Genomic DNA, 18,041 nt, shown 5'->3' with positions numbered 1-18,041 from the left:
AGTCGACTCCCGACCTCTGCCGACTCCGAGAGACACGCGTGCTCATAAAACTCCTGCGGGGCTACCTCGGCCCGTACAAGAAACCGATCGTGCTGCTGGTGGCGCTCCAGCTGCTGCAGACCTGCGCCACCCTCTATCTCCCCTCACTCAACGCCGACATCATTGACAACGGTGTCGTCGAGGGGGACACGGGCTACATCCTGGAGTACGGCGGCATCATGATCGCCGTCTCCATCGCCCAGGTCGTCTGCAACATGGGGGCGGTCTTCTACGGTGCGCGCACCGCGGCCGCACTCGGCCGGGACGTCCGGGCGTCGGTCTTCGACCGGGTTCAGTCGTTCTCGGCACGTGAGGTCGGCCGCTTCGGGGCGCCCTCGCTGATCACCCGTACGACCAATGACGTCCAGCAGGTCCAGATGCTGGTCCTGATGACATTCACCATGATGGTCTCGGCGCCGATCATGTGTGTCGGCGGCATCATCCTGGCCCTCGGCCAGGACGTTCCGCTGTCGGCGGTGCTGCTCGCGGTGGTGCCGGTCCTCGGCATCGCGGTGGGTCTCATCGTGCGGCGGATGCGGCCGCTGTTCCGCACGATGCAGGAACGGCTCGACACAGTGAACCGGGTGCTGCGTGAGCAGATCACCGGCAACCGGGTCATCCGCGCCTTCGTGCGGGACCCGTACGAGGAGAAGCGGTTCCGCGGCGCCAACACCGAGCTGACCGATGTGGCGCTCTCCACCGGGCGTCTGATGGCGCTGATGTTCCCGACCGTGATGACGGTCGTGAACGTGTCGTCGATCGCCGTGGTCTGGTTCGGTGCGCACCGGATCGACAGCGGCGGGATGCAGATCGGTGCGCTGACCGCGTTCCTCTCCTACCTGATGCAGATCGTCATGTCAGTGATGATGGCCACCTTCATGTTCATGATGGTGCCGCGCGCCGAGGTGTGCGCCGAGCGCATCCAGGAGGTCCTGGAAACCGATTCGAGCGTCGTGCCGCCGGTCAAGCCGGTGCGGGAGCTGCGCGCCCACGGTCATCTGGAGGTGCGGGGTGTGGACTTCCGCTACCCGGGCGCCGAGGAGCCGGTGCTGCGGTCGGTGGATCTGGTGGCACGGCCCGGCGAGACGACCGCGATCATCGGGTCGACGGGTAGTGGGAAGTCGACGCTGCTCGGTCTCGTACCGCGGCTGCTCGACGTGACGGACGGCCAGGTGCTGGTCGACGGCACGGACGTACGGACGCTGGAGCCGGCACTGCTGGCGAAGACGGTGAGTCTGGTTCCGCAGAAGCCGTATCTGTTCTCCGGGACGGTCGCGACGAATCTGCGGTACGGAAACCCGGACGCGACCGACGAGGAGCTGTGGCACGCGCTGGAGGTCGCGCAGGCCAAGGAGTTCGTCGAGAAGCTGGAGCACGGGCTGCACGCGCCGATCGCGCAGGGCGGCACCAATGTCTCCGGCGGGCAGCGGCAGCGGCTCGCGATCGCGAGAACGCTGGTGCAGCGGCCGGAGATCTATCTCTTCGACGACTCGTTCTCCGCGCTCGACTACGCGACGGATGCCGCGCTGCGCGGGGCACTGTCACGGGAGACGGCCGAGGCGACCGTGGTGATAGTGGCGCAGCGGGTGTCCACCATCCGTGACGCGGACCGGATCCTGGTGCTCGACGAGGGCCGGGTCGTCGGGTCCGGTACCCATCACGAGCTGATGGACGGCAATGAGACCTACCGGGAGATCGTGCTCTCCCAGCTGACGGAAGCGGAGGCCGCGTAATGGCCGGTCCTGGCGGACGCATGATGGCGGGCGGGGCGCCGACCGACCGGTCCATGGACTTCAAGGGGTCCTCGAAGCGGCTGCTGAAGCGCTTCGCGACGGAGAAGGCCACGCTGTACGTGATGCTGGCGGCCGGTGCGCTGAGCGTCGGGCTCTCGGTCGTCGGGCCGAAGATCCTCGGCAAGGCGACCGACCTGGTGTTCGCCGGCGTCATCGGCCGGCGGATGCCCGAGGGAACGACCAAGGAGCAGGCCGTCGAGGGCCTGCGCAAGAGCAGCAGCGGCCTCGCCGACATGCTCTCCGGGGTCGACTTCACCCCCGGGCAGGGCATCGACTTCGGTGCGGTGGGGAACGTACTGCTGACAGCGCTGGCGATCTACGTCGGTGCCGGTCTGCTGATGCTGGTGTCGACGCGGCTGTCGATCCGGGTGATCAACCGGGTCGTGTTCCAGATCCGCGAGGACATCCAGACGAAGCTGTCCCGGCTGCCGCTGTCCTACTTCGACCGGGCCAAGCGCGGCGAGGTGCTCAGCCGGGCGACCAACGACATCGACAACATCTCGCAGACGATGCAGCAGACGATGGGCCAGCTCATCAACTCCCTGCTGACCATCATCGGCGTGCTGGTCATGATGTTCTGGATCTCGCCGCTGCTGGCGCTGGTCGCGCTGGTGACGGTCCCGCTGTCGGTGGTCGTGGCGACCCGGGTCGGCAAGCGGTCGCAGCCGCAGTTCGTGCAGCAATGGAAGGTGACGGGCAAGCTCAACGCCCATATCGAGGAGATGTACACCGGGCACACCCTGGTGAAGGTCTTCGGACGGCAGGAGGAGTCCGCGAGGGACTTCGCCGAGCAGAACGACGCGCTGTACGAGGCGAGCTTCAAGGCGCAGTTCAACAGCGGGATCATGCAGCCGCTGATGATGTTCGTGTCGAACCTGAACTATGTGCTGATCGCCGTCGTCGGTGGTCTGCGGGTGGCGTCGGGTTCGCTGTCGATCGGTGACGTCCAGGCGTTCATCCAGTACTCGCGACAGTTCTCGATGCCGCTGACTCAGGTCGCGTCGATGGCGAACCTGGTGCAGTCGGGCGTCGCGTCCGCCGAGCGGATCTTCGAACTGCTGGACGCCGAGGAGCAGGACGCCGACCCCAGGACGGGTGAGCGTCCGGCGGAACTGCTCGGCAGCGTCTCGCTGGAGAAGGTGTCGTTCCGCTACGACCCCAACAAGCCGCTCATCGAGGACCTGTCGCTGAATGTCGAGCCGGGCCACACGGTCGCGATCGTCGGCCCGACCGGCGCCGGCAAGACGACGCTGGTCAACCTGCTCATGCGCTTCTACGAGGTGACGGGCGGCCGGATCGCTCTCGACGGGGTCGACGTGGCGAAGATGTCGCGCGACGAGCTGCGGTCGGGGATCGGCATGGTCCTGCAGGACACCTGGCTGTTCGGCGGTTCGATCGCGGACAACATCGCGTACGGCGCTTCGCGCGAGGTCACCCGCGAGGAGATCGAGGAGGCGGCGAGGGCGGCCCACGCCGACCGCTTCATCCGTACCCTGCCGGACGGTTACGACACGGTGATCGACGACGAGGGCTCCGGGGTCAGCGCGGGTGAGAAGCAACTGATCACCATCGCGCGGGCGTTCCTGTCCGACCCGGTGATCCTGGTGCTCGACGAGGCGACGAGCTCCGTCGACACCCGTACCGAGGTGCTGATCCAGAAGGCGATGGCACGGCTGGCGCACGGCCGTACGAGCTTTGTGATCGCGCACCGGCTCTCCACCATCCGGGACGCGGACGTCATCCTGGTGATGGAGAACGGGGCGATCGTCGAACAGGGCACGCACGAGGAGCTGTTGGAGGCGCAGGGGGCCTACGCCCGGCTGTACGCGGCGCAGTTCGCGCAGGCGGTCGCCGAGGTCGACTGATCCCTCGCGGAAGTCCTGTCGTCACACTGCCGTCGTCGCCCGAAGGGCGGCCGCGCAGCGTCCGGTGCGTGTGTGCCGGGCGTCGTGCGGCGTGCGGCGTGCGGCGGTGTGACGACAGAACCGGCCGGATCAGGGAGCGGCCCGCCACGGAGCGAATGGGGTCTCCCCACGACAACCCGCAGATGCGCGTGCCGAACCCCGCGAGCCCAGCATGATGTGAGGGCCTGGTGCCGTGCCCGGCCATGTGTGTCCCATGAGGAGCGTCGTCCGGTGCGTGCGATCGCACGGCGGCCGGAAATCCTTGGACGGGGTCTCCCCTGCTCGAACGGAGTGGAGAGCTTGGGGAATGAGCCACCAGGACTTTTGGCCGACGCGGAAGGGGGTCCCCCTGGCCCTCAAGGCCTTGGGGGAGGGCGTGCCGGGCGGTGCGAGGGGGCAAAGCCTGCCGGGAGGGGCACTAGTAGACCGTCGCGGCTAATTTTTGGGATAGAGGTGGCGCAGTTTGATGCGTGCGTCGTGGGTGGTGAACTGCCAGTCGACCTGACGTTGGTCGGTGTTGGTGGCGTTCTGCCAGGCTGAGAGTTCGGTGTTGAGGTTGTCGAGGTTGCTGATCCGGCGGTCGAGGCATTGCCGGGTCAGCGCGGAGAGTTCGATCTCGGCGATGTTGAGCCATGACCCGTGTTTGGGCGTGTGGTGGATCTCGAGGCGTTGGGCCAGTGCGAAGGCCTCTTCTGGTTCGAATGCCTCGTACAGTGAGGCGATGCCGTGGGTGTTGAGGTTGTCCATCACCAGCACCACGGCCTTGGCGTCGGGGTAGTCCACGCTCAGTAACTGTTTGACCTGGCCGGCCCAGTCGATCCGGGTCCGCTGGGACAGTGCCTGGACTCGACGCCATCCGCGCAGGGGTTCGGCCCACACGAAGATTGAGCACGTGCCGCGGCGGATGTACTCGCTGTCCTGGCAGGCGTCGTGACCAGGGCGGGCCGGGAGCGGGTCGCGGGCATGGTCGAGGAGTTGGTAGGGCTTCTCGTCCATGCACACCACCGGACGTGCCGGATCGTAGGGCCGGGCATAGACGGCCAGCACGTCTTCCATCCGGGCCGCGAACTCCGCGTTCGCTCGTGGCGGGATGGTCCAGCACTTTCTCAGGTGAGGACGCAGTTCCGTTTTTTAAGACCCGCCCGATGGTGGAGTGGTCCAGGTCGGGGATGTCCTCGACCAGCGCGACGTGCTTCTCCAGCAGCCGCAGGGACCACCGGGTATAGCCCTGGGGTGGCTGTGAGCACGCCATCGCGATCAGCCGGGCTTCGACCTCACCGGTCACCGGCGAGGGCACCGGCGGGAGGTCGCGCCTCTTCCGCGCGATCGTGGCGTGCACATCGCCACCGGTCTCGGTGAAACGCTTGGCGACCAGCCGCAACGTCTCACCGGAGACGCCGAGCCGGGCCGCGATCACCTCCTTGGTGTCCACCTCACCCACCGAGCTGTCCAGCGCAAGCAGCACCCGCGCACGCATGATCATCGAGGCCCCACGAACACCTGTCGTGGTCACCCGGACCAGATCCTCACGATCCTGCGCGGTCAAACTGACCGGCCGCTTCTTCTGCGAACCCATGACAACAGTCCTATCTGGCAAAGGGGAAGGAACCTGCCAGACACCAACCTCCCAGTCAGGTGCACCATAACTAAGCGGCGACACACTACTAGTCGAGGTAGCCGCGGAGTTGGTCGGCGAAGGCGTGGTCCCGCAGCTTGTTGAGGGTCTTGGATTCGATCTGGCGGATGCGCTCGCGTGTCACGCCGAAGATCCGGCCTATCTCCTCAAGCGTGCGGGGCCGGCCGTCGTCCAGCCCGTAGCGCAACTGGACGACCTTGCGCTCCCGCTCGTTCAGGGTGGAGAGCACCGCTTCGAGGTGCTCGCGCAGCAGCAGGAACGCGGCGGACTCCACGGGGGACGCCGCGTCGCCGTCCTCGATCAGGTCGCCGAGCGCGACGTCGTCCTCCTCGCCGACCGGTGCGTGCAGCGAGACGGGTTCCTGGGCGAGCCGCAGCACTTCACCGACCCGTTCCGGCGTCAGGTCGAGCTGGGCGGCGACCTCTTCGGGCGTCGGCTCGTAGCCGCGCTCCTGGAGCATCCGGCGCTGGATCCGGACGACGCGGTTGATCAGCTCCACGACATGGACCGGAACCCTTATGGTCCGCGCCTGGTCGGCGAGGGCGCGGGACATGGCCTGCCGGATCCACCAGGTCGCGTACGTCGAGAACTTGTAGCCCCGGGCGTAGTCGAACTTCTCGACCGCCCTGATCAGTCCGAGGTTCCCCTCCTGGACCAGATCGAGCATCGTCAGCCCGCGGCCGACGTAACGTTTGGCGACGGAGACGACGAGCCGCAGGTTTGCCTCGATCAGACGGCGCTTCGCCATCCGCCCCATGACCACCAACCGGTCCAGATCGACGGCGAGTCGGGAGTCCGGGTCCGGGGTGCTCGCCAGCCGCTCCTCGGCGAACAGACCGGCTTCGACGCGGCGGGCGAGTTCCACCTCGTCGGCGGCGGTGAGCAGCGGGATGCGTCCGATCTCCCGCAGATACTGGCGGAAGAGGTCGGAGGACGGGCCTCCGGTGTCGGGGCGCCCGCGCGGCTCCGGCGGTTCGGGCAGCTCCGCCTGCTCCTCCATGACGTCGGCTGCTTCGGGTATGTCCGACGGCTCGGGCGGTTCGGGTGTCGGCGGATCCACCGCGGCCTCCGGATGATGCATGGCCCGGTTCTGCGCGGGGACGGCCGAGACACGCTCGGTTGTGGTCACGGTCCGGGTCTGCACGGGGGCGACCTCCAGGTGATCGCTGCCGGACCGCGGGGGATGGGGGGCCCACCGTGCAGTGGGCAGACCGCGCTCCGATGACTCAGGCACCGCCATCCAGTGTGGGGGAAGACACATCGCCGCCACGAGGGGCGTGCGCGGACTTTCTGAGTCCGTTCCGTAACCGGTCGGTTACCGGAGGGAACCCTCGGGGGTCGGTCAGAGTGCGTCGGCGCCGAGATTGCGCAGGGACTGGGCGTACTGCTGCAGCACCCAGACCTCGTTCTGCGCGGCCGCCAGGTGATCCGGGGCGACATTGCTGCCCAGGCGGGTGAGGCTGCCCTGGACGTCGTTGATCCGGCGGTCCACGGCGCGCAGCCGGACCTTGACCAGATGCTCGCCCGCGTAGGCCTCGTCGATGGACTTGCCGTGGAAGACCTCGACGGCGAGCTCGGTGACCAGCTTGCGCACGGTGTCGTTGGGGGCGGCGTCGAGGACGCCGACCAGATACTCACGGTTGTCGGCGAGGCCCTGTTCGGCGCCGCCCGCCTCCGCGATGCACTGGCGCACCGCGGCGTACGGCGGGGCGGTGAACTCGTCGATCCCGTAGGCGTCGAAGGCCGGAGAGACCAGGGCGGGCTTCTGCAGGGCGAGCTTGAGGAGTTCCCGCTCGGTGCGGTGGGCGGGGCTGCGGAGGTTGAGCGCGGGGCCGGAGGGGCCTGCGGGGGCCTGGACCTGCTGGTGCGGGGGGCCGCCGCGGGAGGGCGCGGGTGCGGGACCCCGGTCGCCGCGGTCGCGGGCCCAGCGGGCGAGCTGGGCGACGCGCTTGACGACGAACTGGGTGTCGAGAATGCCGAGCATCCCGGCCAGCTGGACGGCGACCTCGTGCTGGGAGGAGCTGTTCTTGATCCGGGCGACGACGGGTGCGGCCTCGTCGAGCGCGGCGCCGCGGCCCGCCGGGGTCTCCAGGTCGTACCGCCCGACGATCTGGCGGAGCGCGAACTCGAAGAGCGGGGTGCGGGGTTCGACCAGGTCGCGGACGGCTTCGTCGCCCTTGACGAGGCGCAGATCGCACGGGTCCATGTTGTCCGGGGCGATCGCGATGTACGTCTCCGCGGCGAACTTCTGGTCGTCCTCGAAGGCGCGCAGGGCGGCCTTCTGACCGGCCGCGTCACCGTCGAACGTGAAGATCACGCGGGCGCTTCCGTTGTCCATCAGGAGCCGGCGGAGGATCTTGATGTGGTCGCCGCCGAACGCCGTGCCGCAGGTGGCGATGGCGGTGGTGATCCCTGCGAGGTGGCAGGCCATGACGTCGGTGTAGCCCTCGACGACGACGGCCCGGCTGGACTTCGCGATGTCCTTCTTCGCGAGGTCGATCCCGTACAGCACCTGCGACTTCTTGTAGATCGTGGTCTCGGGGGTGTTGAGGTACTTGGGGCCGTTGTCGTCGTCGCGGAGCTTGCGGGCGCCGAAGCCGACGACCTCGCCCGACGTGTCGCTGATCGGCCACATCAGCCGGCCGCGGAAGCGGTCGATGGGACCGCGGCGGCCGTCCTGGGAAAGGCCGGAGGTGATCAGCTCCCGGTCGCTGAACCCCTTGCCGCGGAGGTAGCGGGTGAGGTGGTCCCAGCCGGCCGGGCTGTAGCCGACGCCGAAGTGGGCGGCGGCCGCCTGGTCGAAGCCGCGCTCGGCGAGGAACTTCCGGCCGATCTCCGCCTCGGGACTGTCCAGCTGCTCGACGTAGAACTGGGCGGCGATCTTGTGCGCCTCGACCAGCCGGATGCGCTCGCCACGCTGGTGGGAGGGGTTGTAACCGCCCTCCTCGTACCGCAGGGTGATGCCCGCCTTGGCGGCGAGGCGCTCGACCGTCTCGGAGAAGGAGAGATGGTCGATCTTCATCACGAAGGCGATCGTGTCGCCGCCCTCCTGGCAGCCGAAGCAGTGGAAGAGACCCTTGCTCGGGCTGACCTGGAAGGAGGGGGACTTCTCGTCGTGGAACGGGCAGAGCCCCTTGAGGTTGCCTCCGCCCGCGTTCCTCAGCTGCAGGTACTCGGAAACGACGGCGTCGATCGGGACCGCGTCCCGGACCGCCTTCACATCGTCGTCATTGATCCTGCCTGCCACGGGTGAAGTCTACGTGCGGGCTCGGACAGGGCGGGTCCGTGGTCGGTGTCGCGGGCGCCGGGCGGGATCGTGATCACACCCGCCCGGCGCGGAACAAAAGCTTCCGCAGAGGGCTCAGACCAGGGACTCCAGCGGTACCGACGGGTCCGCGAGCGCGTCCGGGTCGACCGGCCGGCCGGCCTTGATCAACTCCTGCACGGTCTCGGTGACATCCCACACATTGACGTTCATCCCGGCCAGCACCCTGCGGTCCTTCAGCCAGAACGCGATGAACTCCCGCTTGCCCGCGTCCCCGCGGATCACGACCTGGTCGTACGAGCCCGGCGGCGCCCAGCCCGAGTATTCGAGCCCCAGGTCGTACTGGTCGGAGAAGAAATACGGCACCCGGTCGTAGCTGACGTCCTGGCCGAGCATGGCGCGGGCCGCGGCCGGGCCGCTGTTCAGCGCGTTCGCCCAGTGCTCCACGCGCAGCCGGGTGCCGAGCAGCGGGTGCTGCGCATTGGCGACGTCCCCGGCCGCGTAGATGTGCGGGTCGGAGGTGCGCAGCGAGGCGTCGACGGCGATGCCGCCGCCGTCGCTGCGGGCCGCGATGTCGAGACCGGCGGCCTCGGCGAGGGCGGCGCGCGGGGCGGCGCCGATCGCGGCGAGCACGTCGTGGGCGGGGTGTTCCTCGCCGTCGTCGGTACGGGCGGCGAGGACCATCCCGTCCTGGCCGATGATCTCGGTGAGCTTGCGGCCGAAGTGGAAGCGGACGCCGTGGTCGCTGTGGAGCTCGGTGAAGATCTGGCCGAGTTCCGGGCCGATGACCCGGAGCAGCGGGGTCGCCTCGGGTTCGACGATGGTGACCTCCGCGCCGTATCCGCGGGCCGCCGCCGCGACCTCCAGGCCGATCCAGCCTGCTCCGGCGATCACCAGATGGCCGTTGTCGCGGCCGAGCGCGGACAGCACGTTCTTCAGCCGGTCGGCGTGAGCGAGGCGGCGCAGGTGGTGGACGCCTGCCAGGTCCGTACCGGGAATGTCGAGGCGGCGCGGTTCGGCGCCGGTGGCGAGCAGCAGCTTGTCGTAGTGGATGACCGTGCCGTCTCCCAGCTCCACGGAGCGGGCGTCGCGGTCGAGGGCGGTGACGGGCGTGCCGAGATGCAGCTCCACATCGGCGCCCGCGTACCAGGCCGTCTCGTGGACGAATACGCTCTCGCGTGCCTCCTTGCCGGCCAGATAGCCCTTGGAGAGGGGAGGCCGTTCGTACGGATGGTCACGCTCATCGCCGACCAGGATCACCCGGCCGCTGAACCCCTCCGCCCGGAGTGTCTCTGCCGCCTTCGCTCCTGCCAGTCCTCCGCCGACGATGACGAACGTGCGATGTGCGTCGACCACTTGATGCCTCCTCGGTGCTTGCTGCGCGGCGCCAACTGCGAGCGTCCCGCACGCAGCGTGATGGCGAAAGAGGGTGTACCCCGATCAGGTCACACCCAGTGGCCACAGGCCAGTCTGCCGACCGGGGCCGGCACCACGCAGAGCGGGGCCCCCCGGACGGAGCCGGCGACACCTGGATACGGCGCCGGAGTGGGCCGGTGGCATGGGGTGTGCTGTGAGACAGCTGGTTTCACGGCGGCCCGGCTCCCCTGCGCAGTGCGGTATGTGCCCCCAGCACATCACCTGCGGCATTGCTGTGCGTCATCGCCGCGCCCCACTCCCGCAGGACATGCCGGAGGGAGCCGCATGCGCGGCGCCCCCGGGTGCGTGCCGGTGGGGACGCCCCCACGGATGGCTCCGCCTGCCCCCGTGGGACACGCGTGACCACCGCCCGCCACGGACTCCCGCGGACGCCGGCCTGCTGACGGGCCCTCGACCACGAGGCAAGGTGCCCGGAACGGACCCGCCCGCGGTGTCGCAGCTGATCGGCCACCTCCGGGCGGCCGCGCCGGAGGTGCTGGAGCGTCCGCTGACCACGACCCGGCTCGGCTCGGTGCTGCGCCTGACCGGCCCTGTCGACGGCGAGCCGCCACGCGACGGTGCTGCGGGAGGCGGGGCTGATCACCTGGGAGCGGGGCGGCCCGACCGTCGTCCACCGTCGGATGCTCCTGGGCGACGCGCTGATGGACGGGGTGATGCCGGGGGCGTACGCACGGCAGCGGGGCGCGCGGCAGCAGGGCGGGCGTGCTCCCGGCACAGGGAGGGCAGGGCGGGCTCTCACCCCTCCCGCGACCACCGCCCCCGCGAGGTGAGCGAGGCGTTCAGGGAGCGGGCCGACGCATCGGTGAGGGCGGCGATCTGGTCGACCAGGACCCGCTTGCGCGCGCGGTCGTCGGGCGCGTGCTCGTACAGCGCGCGGAACTGCGGTTCCAGGCCCTCCGGGGCGCGCGCGGTCAGCGCCGCCGCCAGTTCGGCGATGATGATCCGCTGGTCGGCGCGGATCGCCTCCTGTTCGGCGCGCTGCATCACATAGCGGTCGGCCACCGCCTTCAGGACCGCGCATTCGCTGCGCGCCTCGCGGGGGACGACGAGTTCGGCGGTGTACCGTCCGAGGCGGCCGTGGCCGTACGCCTGCCGGGTGGCGGTCTCGGCCGCGAGGCAGAATCTGCCGATCAGCTGGCTCGTCGCATCCTTCAGGCGGGCCTGGGCGACGGCCGATCCGTCGTAGCTGTGCGGCCACCACTCCTGGGCCATGAGCCGGTCGAGGGCGTCGGCCAGCTCCTGCGGGTCGGTGTCGGCCGGGACGTACCGTCCGATCGCGACGTCCCAGATCTCGCGGCGCTCCGGCTCGGCGAAAAGGCAGTTGGGGTCGATGTGACCGGCGTGCAGCCCGTCCTCGAAGTCGTGCACCGAGTACGCGACGTCGTCGGACCAGTCCATCACCTGGGCCTCGAAGCACTTGCGGTGCCCCGGGGCACCCTGGCGGGCCCAGCGGAAGACCGGCAGGTCGTCCTCGTAGACCCCGAATTTCGGCGAACCGGGGTCGGTGGGGTGGGCGCCGCGCGGCCACGGGTACTTGGTGGCGGCGTCGAGCGCGGCCCGGGTCAGGTTGAGCCCGACACTGACCAGCCCACCGGTCCGCACATCGCGCACGAACCGCTTCGGTTCGAGGCGGGTCAGCAGCCGCAGCGACTGGGCGTTGCCCTCGAAGCCCCCGCAGTCCGAGGCGAAGTCGTTGAGCGCCTGCTCGCCGTTGTGCCCGAACGGCGGGTGCCCCATGTCGTGCGCCAGGCACGCCGTCTCGACCAGGTCGGGGTCACAGCCGAGTGCGGCTCCGAGCTCCCGGCCGACCTGGGCACACTCCAGGGAGTGGGTGAGTCTGGTCCGGGGGCTGGCGTCCCAGGCGAGGCTGCGGGTGCCGGGCGTGACGACCTGGGTCTTCCCGGCGAGTCTGCGCAGCGCGGCGGAGTGCAGCACGCGGGCGCGGTCCCGCTGGAAGGCGGTGCGACCGGGCCGTTTGTCGGGCTCGGTGTCCCAGCGCTCGGCGTCGGCAGCACCGTAGGGCGCGGTGCCGTGGTCCTGTGTGCCCTGCGTACCGTCCATGGTTCCGACAGTAATCGGCCGGACCGGCAAGACGACTCAGGCGGACGCCAGGAGAGCGCCGTTCACCGCGGATTCATGCGCCTCACGTGCGCCGGAACGTGCCTGGTCGGCCAGCGCCCGGTCGTACCGGTGCAGGATCAGCCGCGCCACCGCGGGGTGCGCGCCGAGCGGAGCCGCAGCGATCCCGGGGGTTGCAGCAGCGGCAGCTGTAGCGAAACGTCCGGGCGCGGTGAAGTACGAGGCGACGGCGATCCGGTGCCGGCCACGGGCGGCGAGGGCGCGCGTCGCGGCGGAGACCGTGGGGTCGGCGGCGGAGGCGTACGCGGGGACGACGGGCACACCGCCGAGCCGCTCGCTGAGCATCCTGGCGGTGCGGCGGGTGTCGGCGGCCGAGTCGGGGTCGCGCGAACCGGCGGCGGCGAGGACCACGGCGGAGCTGCCGCTCGCGGCCTCCTCGGTCGGCCAGCCCGCTTCCAGGAGCCTTCCGTAGAGGGCCTCGACGAGCAGGGGGTGCGGGCCGAGCGGCGCGGCGATCGTGGTCCGCAGGGCGGGTGCGGCGGCGGCCGCTGCCGGTATGTCGTGCTTGACGTGGTGGCCGCGGCCGAGCAGCAGCGGTACGAGTACGGCGTCGCCGGACCCCAGGCCGGTGAGGGTCGACGGCAGGAGCGGTTCGTTCAGCTCGATGTGCCCGAGCCTGACGTCCAGGCCGGGACGCAGTTCCCGTACCCGGTCCAGCAGCTTCACGACCGTGCGCAGCGCCTGCGGGTCCCGGCTGCCGTGGGCGACGGCGACAAGGACGGGGGCGGTGGCGGTGCCCGGTGCGGGCCGGATGGTGCGGTGCATGGGTGGCCTGCGCGTTCCGTTCAGGGAGACATGGCTGAGCTGGGTGCCGAGCTGGGCGGTGATGCGGGTCAACAGTTGCGCTGTGCTGTCGAGAGGCAGGGACTCACGGGGTTGTGCCGATGCCGACTCCGTCATGGACCGATGGTGCAGGACGGAGGTTGCCGGGTCGTTGCGCAGGGGTGACGGGTCTTTGCCGCGGGCTCACGGAGCGCCCGGCGGCCCGAAGAGGCCCTCCAGGACGTGCGCGACCCCGTCCTCCTCGTTGGACACCGTGTGCGCGGGTACGGCGGCGAGCACGGCCGGGTGGGCGTTGCCCATGGCGTAGCCGATGCCCGCCCAGTCGAGGACGGTCAGGTCGTTGGGCATGTCACCGAAGGCGATGACCTCCGTGGCGTCGATCCCGCGCCCGGCGCAGAGCTCGGCGAGGGTGCCCGCCTTGGTGACTCCGGACGCGCTGATCTCCAGGAGTCCGCGTCCGCCTGAGTGGGTGAACTGCACCTCACGGCCCGCCGCGCCCGCCCCTTCGCGGGCGGCGGCCAGCAGGGTGTCCGCGTCGAGCCGGGCGGACCAGGCGAGGAGTTTGGTGACGGGCACGTCGGTGAGCCACAGGTCGGCGAGTGACGGTACGGGCAGTTCGGCGTCGATGTCCTCGGAGAGCCGCAGCCGGTACGCCGGTTCGTACAGCACCTGGTTGCCGGTCTCCAGGGCGAATCCCACCTCCGGCACGGCGGCGGCGACCGCCGTGGCCACGCGCCGGGCGACGGCGACGGACAGTGCGCGGGAGGAGACGACCGTACGCGTCCCGATGTCGTAGACGAGCGCGCCGTTGCTGCATACCGCCGTCCCCGCCAGCCCGGTCGCGGCGGCGAGCCGGTCGACGAACCTGGGCGGTCTGGCGGTGACGAGGACGACCTCCGCACCGGCGCTCTCGGCCGTGCGCAGGGCGCGGAGGGTGCGGGGTGAGAGAGTCCCGTCGCCCCGCAGGAGAGTGCCGTCGAGGTCGGAGGCGATCATCCGGGGAAGCAGCATCGGACGATGCTACTGGGCTGGATCCGGGCGTGGCGGGCGTGCGGCACGCTCCGCCGCCGCATGCCACCAGCGCGGCGGCGAGGGCGAGTTGGGCTGTGACCAGGGTTGATCCGGGTGAAGGCCGAGCGGGACGAGAGCTGTTGCGCGGATGCGGACGGTGATCCGGCCGTGCCAGTGCCCGTCGGGTCCCGGGCCGCAGGCCAGGCTCCACTGCATGTCGTCCAGCGGGAACGGCATCCAGTCGATGCCCCTCTCACGCAGTCAGGCGCGGACGGCGGCCGCCGGGTACGGGCGGCCCTTCACGTTCTCGTACGCGGCGATGGTCACCCAGTCGTCGGAGGGCCTGCGGGCGCTCGGGAGGTTCATGGCCGCCATGATGCCCGACGCGTCGACGGGTCGTCAGCGGTTCACCAGGAGCGCGTCGACGGCTCGTCGGCGAAGAAGTCCGCGGGGTGGAGAACCCCTGTGCCCTGATACTCGTCCGACCAGGTAACGCACCGACACCGACAGGGGGCTCCGATGCGAGGGAAGCGGCCGCAATGGCTGGGGCGGCTGTGGCCGCGCACGCGGCGTGGGCAGCGCCGGGCCCTGCAAGGGGTCATGATCGCCTGTGTGCTGGGGCTGGCACCCGTCACGTGGATGTACTCCGTGGCCGACGCCCGTGTCCGGACGACCGCGGACGCCCCCGCGCAGCCGGTTGCCGTGGTGTTCGGGGCGGGACTGTGGGACGGGAAGCCGTCGCCGTATCTCGCGAACCGGCTGCGGGCCGCCGCCGAACTGTACCGGGACGGCAAGGTGAAGGTCGTGCTCGTCACCGGGGACAACAGCCGGAAGGAGTACGACGAGCCGGATGCCATGCGGACGTTTCTCGTCGCGCTCGGGGTGCCGGACAAGCGGATCGTCAGCGACTTCGCCGGGTTCGACACCTGGGACTCCTGCGTGCGGGCCAAGAAGATCTTCGGTGTCGACCGGGCCGTGCTGGTGAGCCAGGGGTTCCATATCCGGCGGGCGATCGCGCTGTGCCGGGCCGCGGGGATCGATGCGTACGGCGTCGGGGTCGACGCCAAGCACGATGTGACCTGGTACTACGGCGGGACGCGAGAGGTGTTCGCGGCGGGGAAGGCGGCGTTGGACGCGATGTTCAAGCCGGACCCGCACTTCCTGGGGCCGGAGGAGCCCGGGGTCGGGGAGGCGCTGACGGCCCGGACACCCCCTGAGAAGTAAGAGTGCCCGGCAGTAGGCAGCGCGGGTGAAGGAGCGGGGCTGGGGTGCGTGCATCGCAAGGCGGAGGATCGAGCCGACGCGAAGCGGGTCCCCCATGCCCCTTCAGGGCTACGGGGGAGTTGGTGATCGACGACAACGCCGCGAGGTGCGTGCCCCGGCCCCGCGAAGCCTACTGCCGGGCACTCCAAGCCGGCCGACCTCACGGTCCCGGTGGAGACGGGCTGAGGTGCACGTTCCGCCGGCGTAACCGGCGGCGGGCGCCTCCGTAACACCCGGCTCGCACGCTGGGCCCATGGCCCGCACCGAGACTGCTCCCACCGCCACCCACTGCCCGTACTGCTCACTGCAGTGCGGGATGAATCTGCGGCCGGTCGCCGGCGGTGCGGTGGCCGAGGTCCTGGAGCGTCCTGACTTCCCCGTCAACCGCGGTGCGCTGTGCGGCAAGGGCCGAACAGCGCCCGCCGTGCTCTCCTCACGGGTCCGGCTGACCGGACCGCTCGTACGCAATCCGGCCAGTGGCGAACTGGAACCCGCCGGGTGGGACGAGGCGCTGGCCCGGATCGCCGACCAGCTCGTCCGCGCCCGCGCGGCGCACGGGCCCGATGCCGTGGGGGTCTTCGGCGGCGGCGGTCTCACCAACGAGAAGGCTTACGCGCTCGGGAAGTTCGCCCGGGTCGTCCTGTCGACCTCTCAGATCGACTACAACGGGCGGTTCTGCATGTCGTCGGCGGCCGCCGCGCACCAGCGGGCCTTCGGCCTCGACCGCGGACTGCCGTTCCCCCTCGAGGACATCGCGCGCACGGGATGCGTGATCCTCGTCGGGTCGAACCTCGCCGAAACGATGCCGCCGGCGCTGCGCTATCTGACCGAACTGCGGCAGAACGGCGGCCGGTTGATCGTCATCGATCCGCGCCGGACCAGGACCGCCGAGCAGGCCGACCTCCACCTGGCGCCCCGGCCCGGCACGGATCTGGCGCTCGCGCTCGGGATGCTGCATCTGATCGTGGCGCAGGGGCGGGTGGACGAGGAGTTCGTACGGGAGCGCACCAGCGGCTGGGACGAGGCCAGGGCAGGTTCGATGGCTCACTGGCCGGAGCTGGTGGAGCGGCTGACCGGGGTGCCGGTTCCGCAGCTGCGGGAGGCGGTGGAGATGTTCTGCGCCACGGAGAACGCGATGGTGCTGACCGCGCGCGGTCCCGAGCAGCAGTCCAAGGGCACGGACACGGTCGGAGCCTGGATCAATCTCTGCCTGGCCACCGGCCGTGCGGGCCGACCGCTGTCCGGATACGGCTGCCTGACCGGGCAGGGCAACGGTCAGGGAGGGCGCGAACACGGCCAGAAGGCCGACCAGTTGCCCGGCTACCGCAAGCTCACCGACATGGCGGCGCGCCGCCATGTCGCGCAGGTGTGGGGGGTGGATCCCGACTCGCTGCCGGGGCCGGGACGGAGCGCGTACGAGCTCCTCGACGCGCTGGGGACGGGCGTGCGGGCGCTGCTGGTGGTGGGGTCCAACCCAGTGGTGTCCGCGCCGCACGCCGCGCATGTGGAGGGGCGGCTGCGCTCGCTGGACTTCCTCGCGGTCGCGGATGTGGTGCTGTCGGAGACGGCGGCCATGGCCGATGTGGTGCTGCCGGTGACGCAGTGGGCGGAGGAGACGGGGACGACGACCAATCTGGAGGGACGGGTGCTGCTGCGGCAGCGGGCGGTCACCGCGCCGGAGGGCGTACGCACCGATCTGGAGGTGCTGAACGGGCTGGCCGCGCTCCTCGGGCACGGCAAGGGGTTCCCCGCCGATCCCGAGGAGGTCTTCGACGAGCTGCGGCGCGCCTCTGCGGGCGGGCCCGCCGACTACGCGGGGATCACGTACGCCAGGATCGCGGCGGAGGACGGGGTGTTCTGGCCGTGCCCGGACGAGGAGCACGCCGGTACGCCGCGGCTCTTCCTGGACCGGTTCGCCACGGACGACGGGCGGGCCCGGTTCGTTCCCGTGACGCACCGTCCGGCCGCCGAGGAGACGGACCGGGAGTATCCGGTGGTGCTGACGACCGGGCGGGTGGTGGCCCAGTACCAGTCGGGCGCTCAGACCCGGCGGGTCGATGAGCTCAACGCCGCCGCACCCGGTCCGTTCGTGGAGCTTCATCCGCGGCTCGCCGAGCGGATCGGGGTGGCCGAGGGCGATCCGGTGGCGGTGACCTCACGGCGCGGGCGGGCGGTGGCACCCGCGCGGATCACCGGGGCCATCCGGCAGGACACCGTCTTCATGCCGTTCCACTGGGCGGGTGAGGGCCGGGCCAACACGCTGACGAACCCGGCACTGGACCCGGTGTCGCGGATACCGGAGTTCAAGGTGTGCGCGGTGCGGGTGGAGGCTGCCGACGGGTGAGCCAGCTGCCTCCGGGGATGAGGGTGCCGTTGGAGCGGAGGGAGCGGGCGACGGGAGCGGCGGCGAAGTAGACCCAGGCGCGGGCGGTTCCGGTGCCGGGCGGCTTCCCGGCCGGGAGGCGGACTTCTCGGGCGACCCTCTCGTACAGATTGCCCGGGTGTCCGGGACCGACGTACTCCTCCAGCCGGTCGAGCTGCACGAGCAGCTCGGCGTAGCTCGCGGGCGCGGCGGTCACCATCGTGCCGCGCACGGTGCCGTGGCCCTCGATCGCGTACGGGTAGCCGGGGCCGTCGTAGAGAAGGGCGCCCGGCAGCAGCGCGGGCTGTTCCGCGATCGCCCGGCCGCGGAGGAACAGATCGTGGTTGGGTTCGCCGGGGAGCAGCGTTCCATAGACGAAGAAAGGCAGTTCGGGGGCGGTCCGCGGCAT

Annotated in this window: 12 protein-coding genes and 1 pseudogene; 4 read left to right on the top strand and 9 right to left on the bottom strand. The window is 70.5% G+C overall.

All coding sequences use genetic code 11. From position 1 onward, the window contains the following. Positions 1-38 precede the first annotated feature (38 nt). The gene (locus tag OG395_RS34880; protein ID WP_327246472.1) at positions 39-1,772 is read left to right on the top strand and encodes an ABC transporter ATP-binding protein; all 1,734 of its coding nucleotides are present in this window, start codon (positions 39-41) and stop codon (positions 1,770-1,772) included. Further along, on the top strand, positions 1,772-3,697 hold the full coding sequence (locus OG395_RS34875) for an ABC transporter ATP-binding protein (RefSeq protein ID WP_327246471.1): 1,926 nt from the start codon (positions 1,772-1,774) through the stop codon (positions 3,695-3,697). Before OG395_RS34880 ends, OG395_RS34875 begins: the two co-directional genes overlap by 1 nt. A gap of 474 nt (positions 3,698-4,171) precedes the next feature. Here the strand turns inward: OG395_RS34875 and OG395_RS34870 are convergent, their stop codons facing one another. From OG395_RS34870 to OG395_RS34840, 8 genes and pseudogenes are all read right to left on the bottom strand, one after another. Further along, the gene (locus tag OG395_RS34870; protein WP_327249553.1) at positions 4,172-4,828 is read right to left on the bottom strand and encodes an IS630 family transposase; all 657 of its coding nucleotides are present in this window, start codon (positions 4,826-4,828) and stop codon (positions 4,172-4,174) included. 100 nt (positions 4,829-4,928) lie between these two features. Then, positions 4,929-5,213: pseudogene (locus OG395_RS58490) on the bottom strand (helix-turn-helix domain-containing protein); the annotation flags it as partial. Between the two features lie 187 nt (positions 5,214-5,400). Then, complete coding sequence (locus tag OG395_RS34865) at positions 5,401-6,516, bottom strand: RNA polymerase sigma factor (RefSeq protein WP_376334382.1); 1,116 nt, start codon at positions 6,514-6,516, stop codon at positions 5,401-5,403. A 198-nt stretch (positions 6,517-6,714) separates the two neighbouring features. Next, positions 6,715-8,619, bottom strand: coding sequence for a DNA primase (gene dnaG, locus OG395_RS34860; RefSeq protein ID WP_327246469.1), 1,905 nt, complete (start codon positions 8,617-8,619; stop codon positions 6,715-6,717). A gap of 114 nt (positions 8,620-8,733) precedes the next feature. Continuing rightward, entirely contained in the window at positions 8,734-9,993 is a 1,260-nt protein-coding gene (locus OG395_RS34855) for an NAD(P)/FAD-dependent oxidoreductase (protein WP_327246468.1), read from the bottom strand. 816 nt (positions 9,994-10,809) lie between these two features. Beyond that, entirely contained in the window at positions 10,810-12,135 is a 1,326-nt protein-coding gene (locus OG395_RS34850; protein ID WP_327246467.1) for a deoxyguanosinetriphosphate triphosphohydrolase, read from the bottom strand. Between the two features lie 36 nt (positions 12,136-12,171). Next, a complete protein-coding gene (locus OG395_RS34845; RefSeq protein WP_327246466.1) occupies positions 12,172-13,113 on the bottom strand; it encodes a sirohydrochlorin chelatase in 942 nt (313 codons plus the stop codon). 66 nt (positions 13,114-13,179) lie between these two features. Further along, positions 13,180-13,992 (bottom strand): HAD family hydrolase, encoded by an 813-nt coding sequence (locus OG395_RS34840; RefSeq protein WP_327249552.1) that lies wholly within the window; start codon positions 13,990-13,992, stop codon positions 13,180-13,182. Positions 13,993-14,526: 534 nt separating this feature from the next. Here OG395_RS34840 and OG395_RS34835 point away from each other — a divergent pair. Beyond that, on the top strand, positions 14,527-15,231 hold the full coding sequence (locus OG395_RS34835; protein ID WP_327246465.1) for a SanA/YdcF family protein: 705 nt from the start codon (positions 14,527-14,529) through the stop codon (positions 15,229-15,231). Positions 15,232-15,523: 292 nt separating this feature from the next. Then, positions 15,524-17,614, top strand: a complete 2,091-nt coding sequence (locus OG395_RS34830; protein WP_327246464.1) for a molybdopterin oxidoreductase family protein — start codon at positions 15,524-15,526, stop codon at positions 17,612-17,614. Here the strand turns inward: OG395_RS34830 and OG395_RS34825 are convergent. Continuing rightward, the gene (locus tag OG395_RS34825) at positions 17,574-18,041 is read right to left on the bottom strand and encodes a gamma-glutamylcyclotransferase family protein (RefSeq protein WP_327249551.1); all 468 of its coding nucleotides are present in this window, start codon (positions 18,039-18,041) and stop codon (positions 17,574-17,576) included. The two genes, OG395_RS34830 and OG395_RS34825, sit on opposite strands and share 41 nt — an antisense overlap.

Origin of the sequence: Streptomyces sp. NBC_01320 (genome assembly GCF_035974375.1) — a bacterium.
In the GTDB taxonomy this organism is placed as follows: domain Bacteria; phylum Actinomycetota; class Actinomycetes; order Streptomycetales; family Streptomycetaceae; genus Streptomyces; species Streptomyces yanii.
This window is presented reverse-complemented; position numbering and strand designations above follow the sequence as displayed.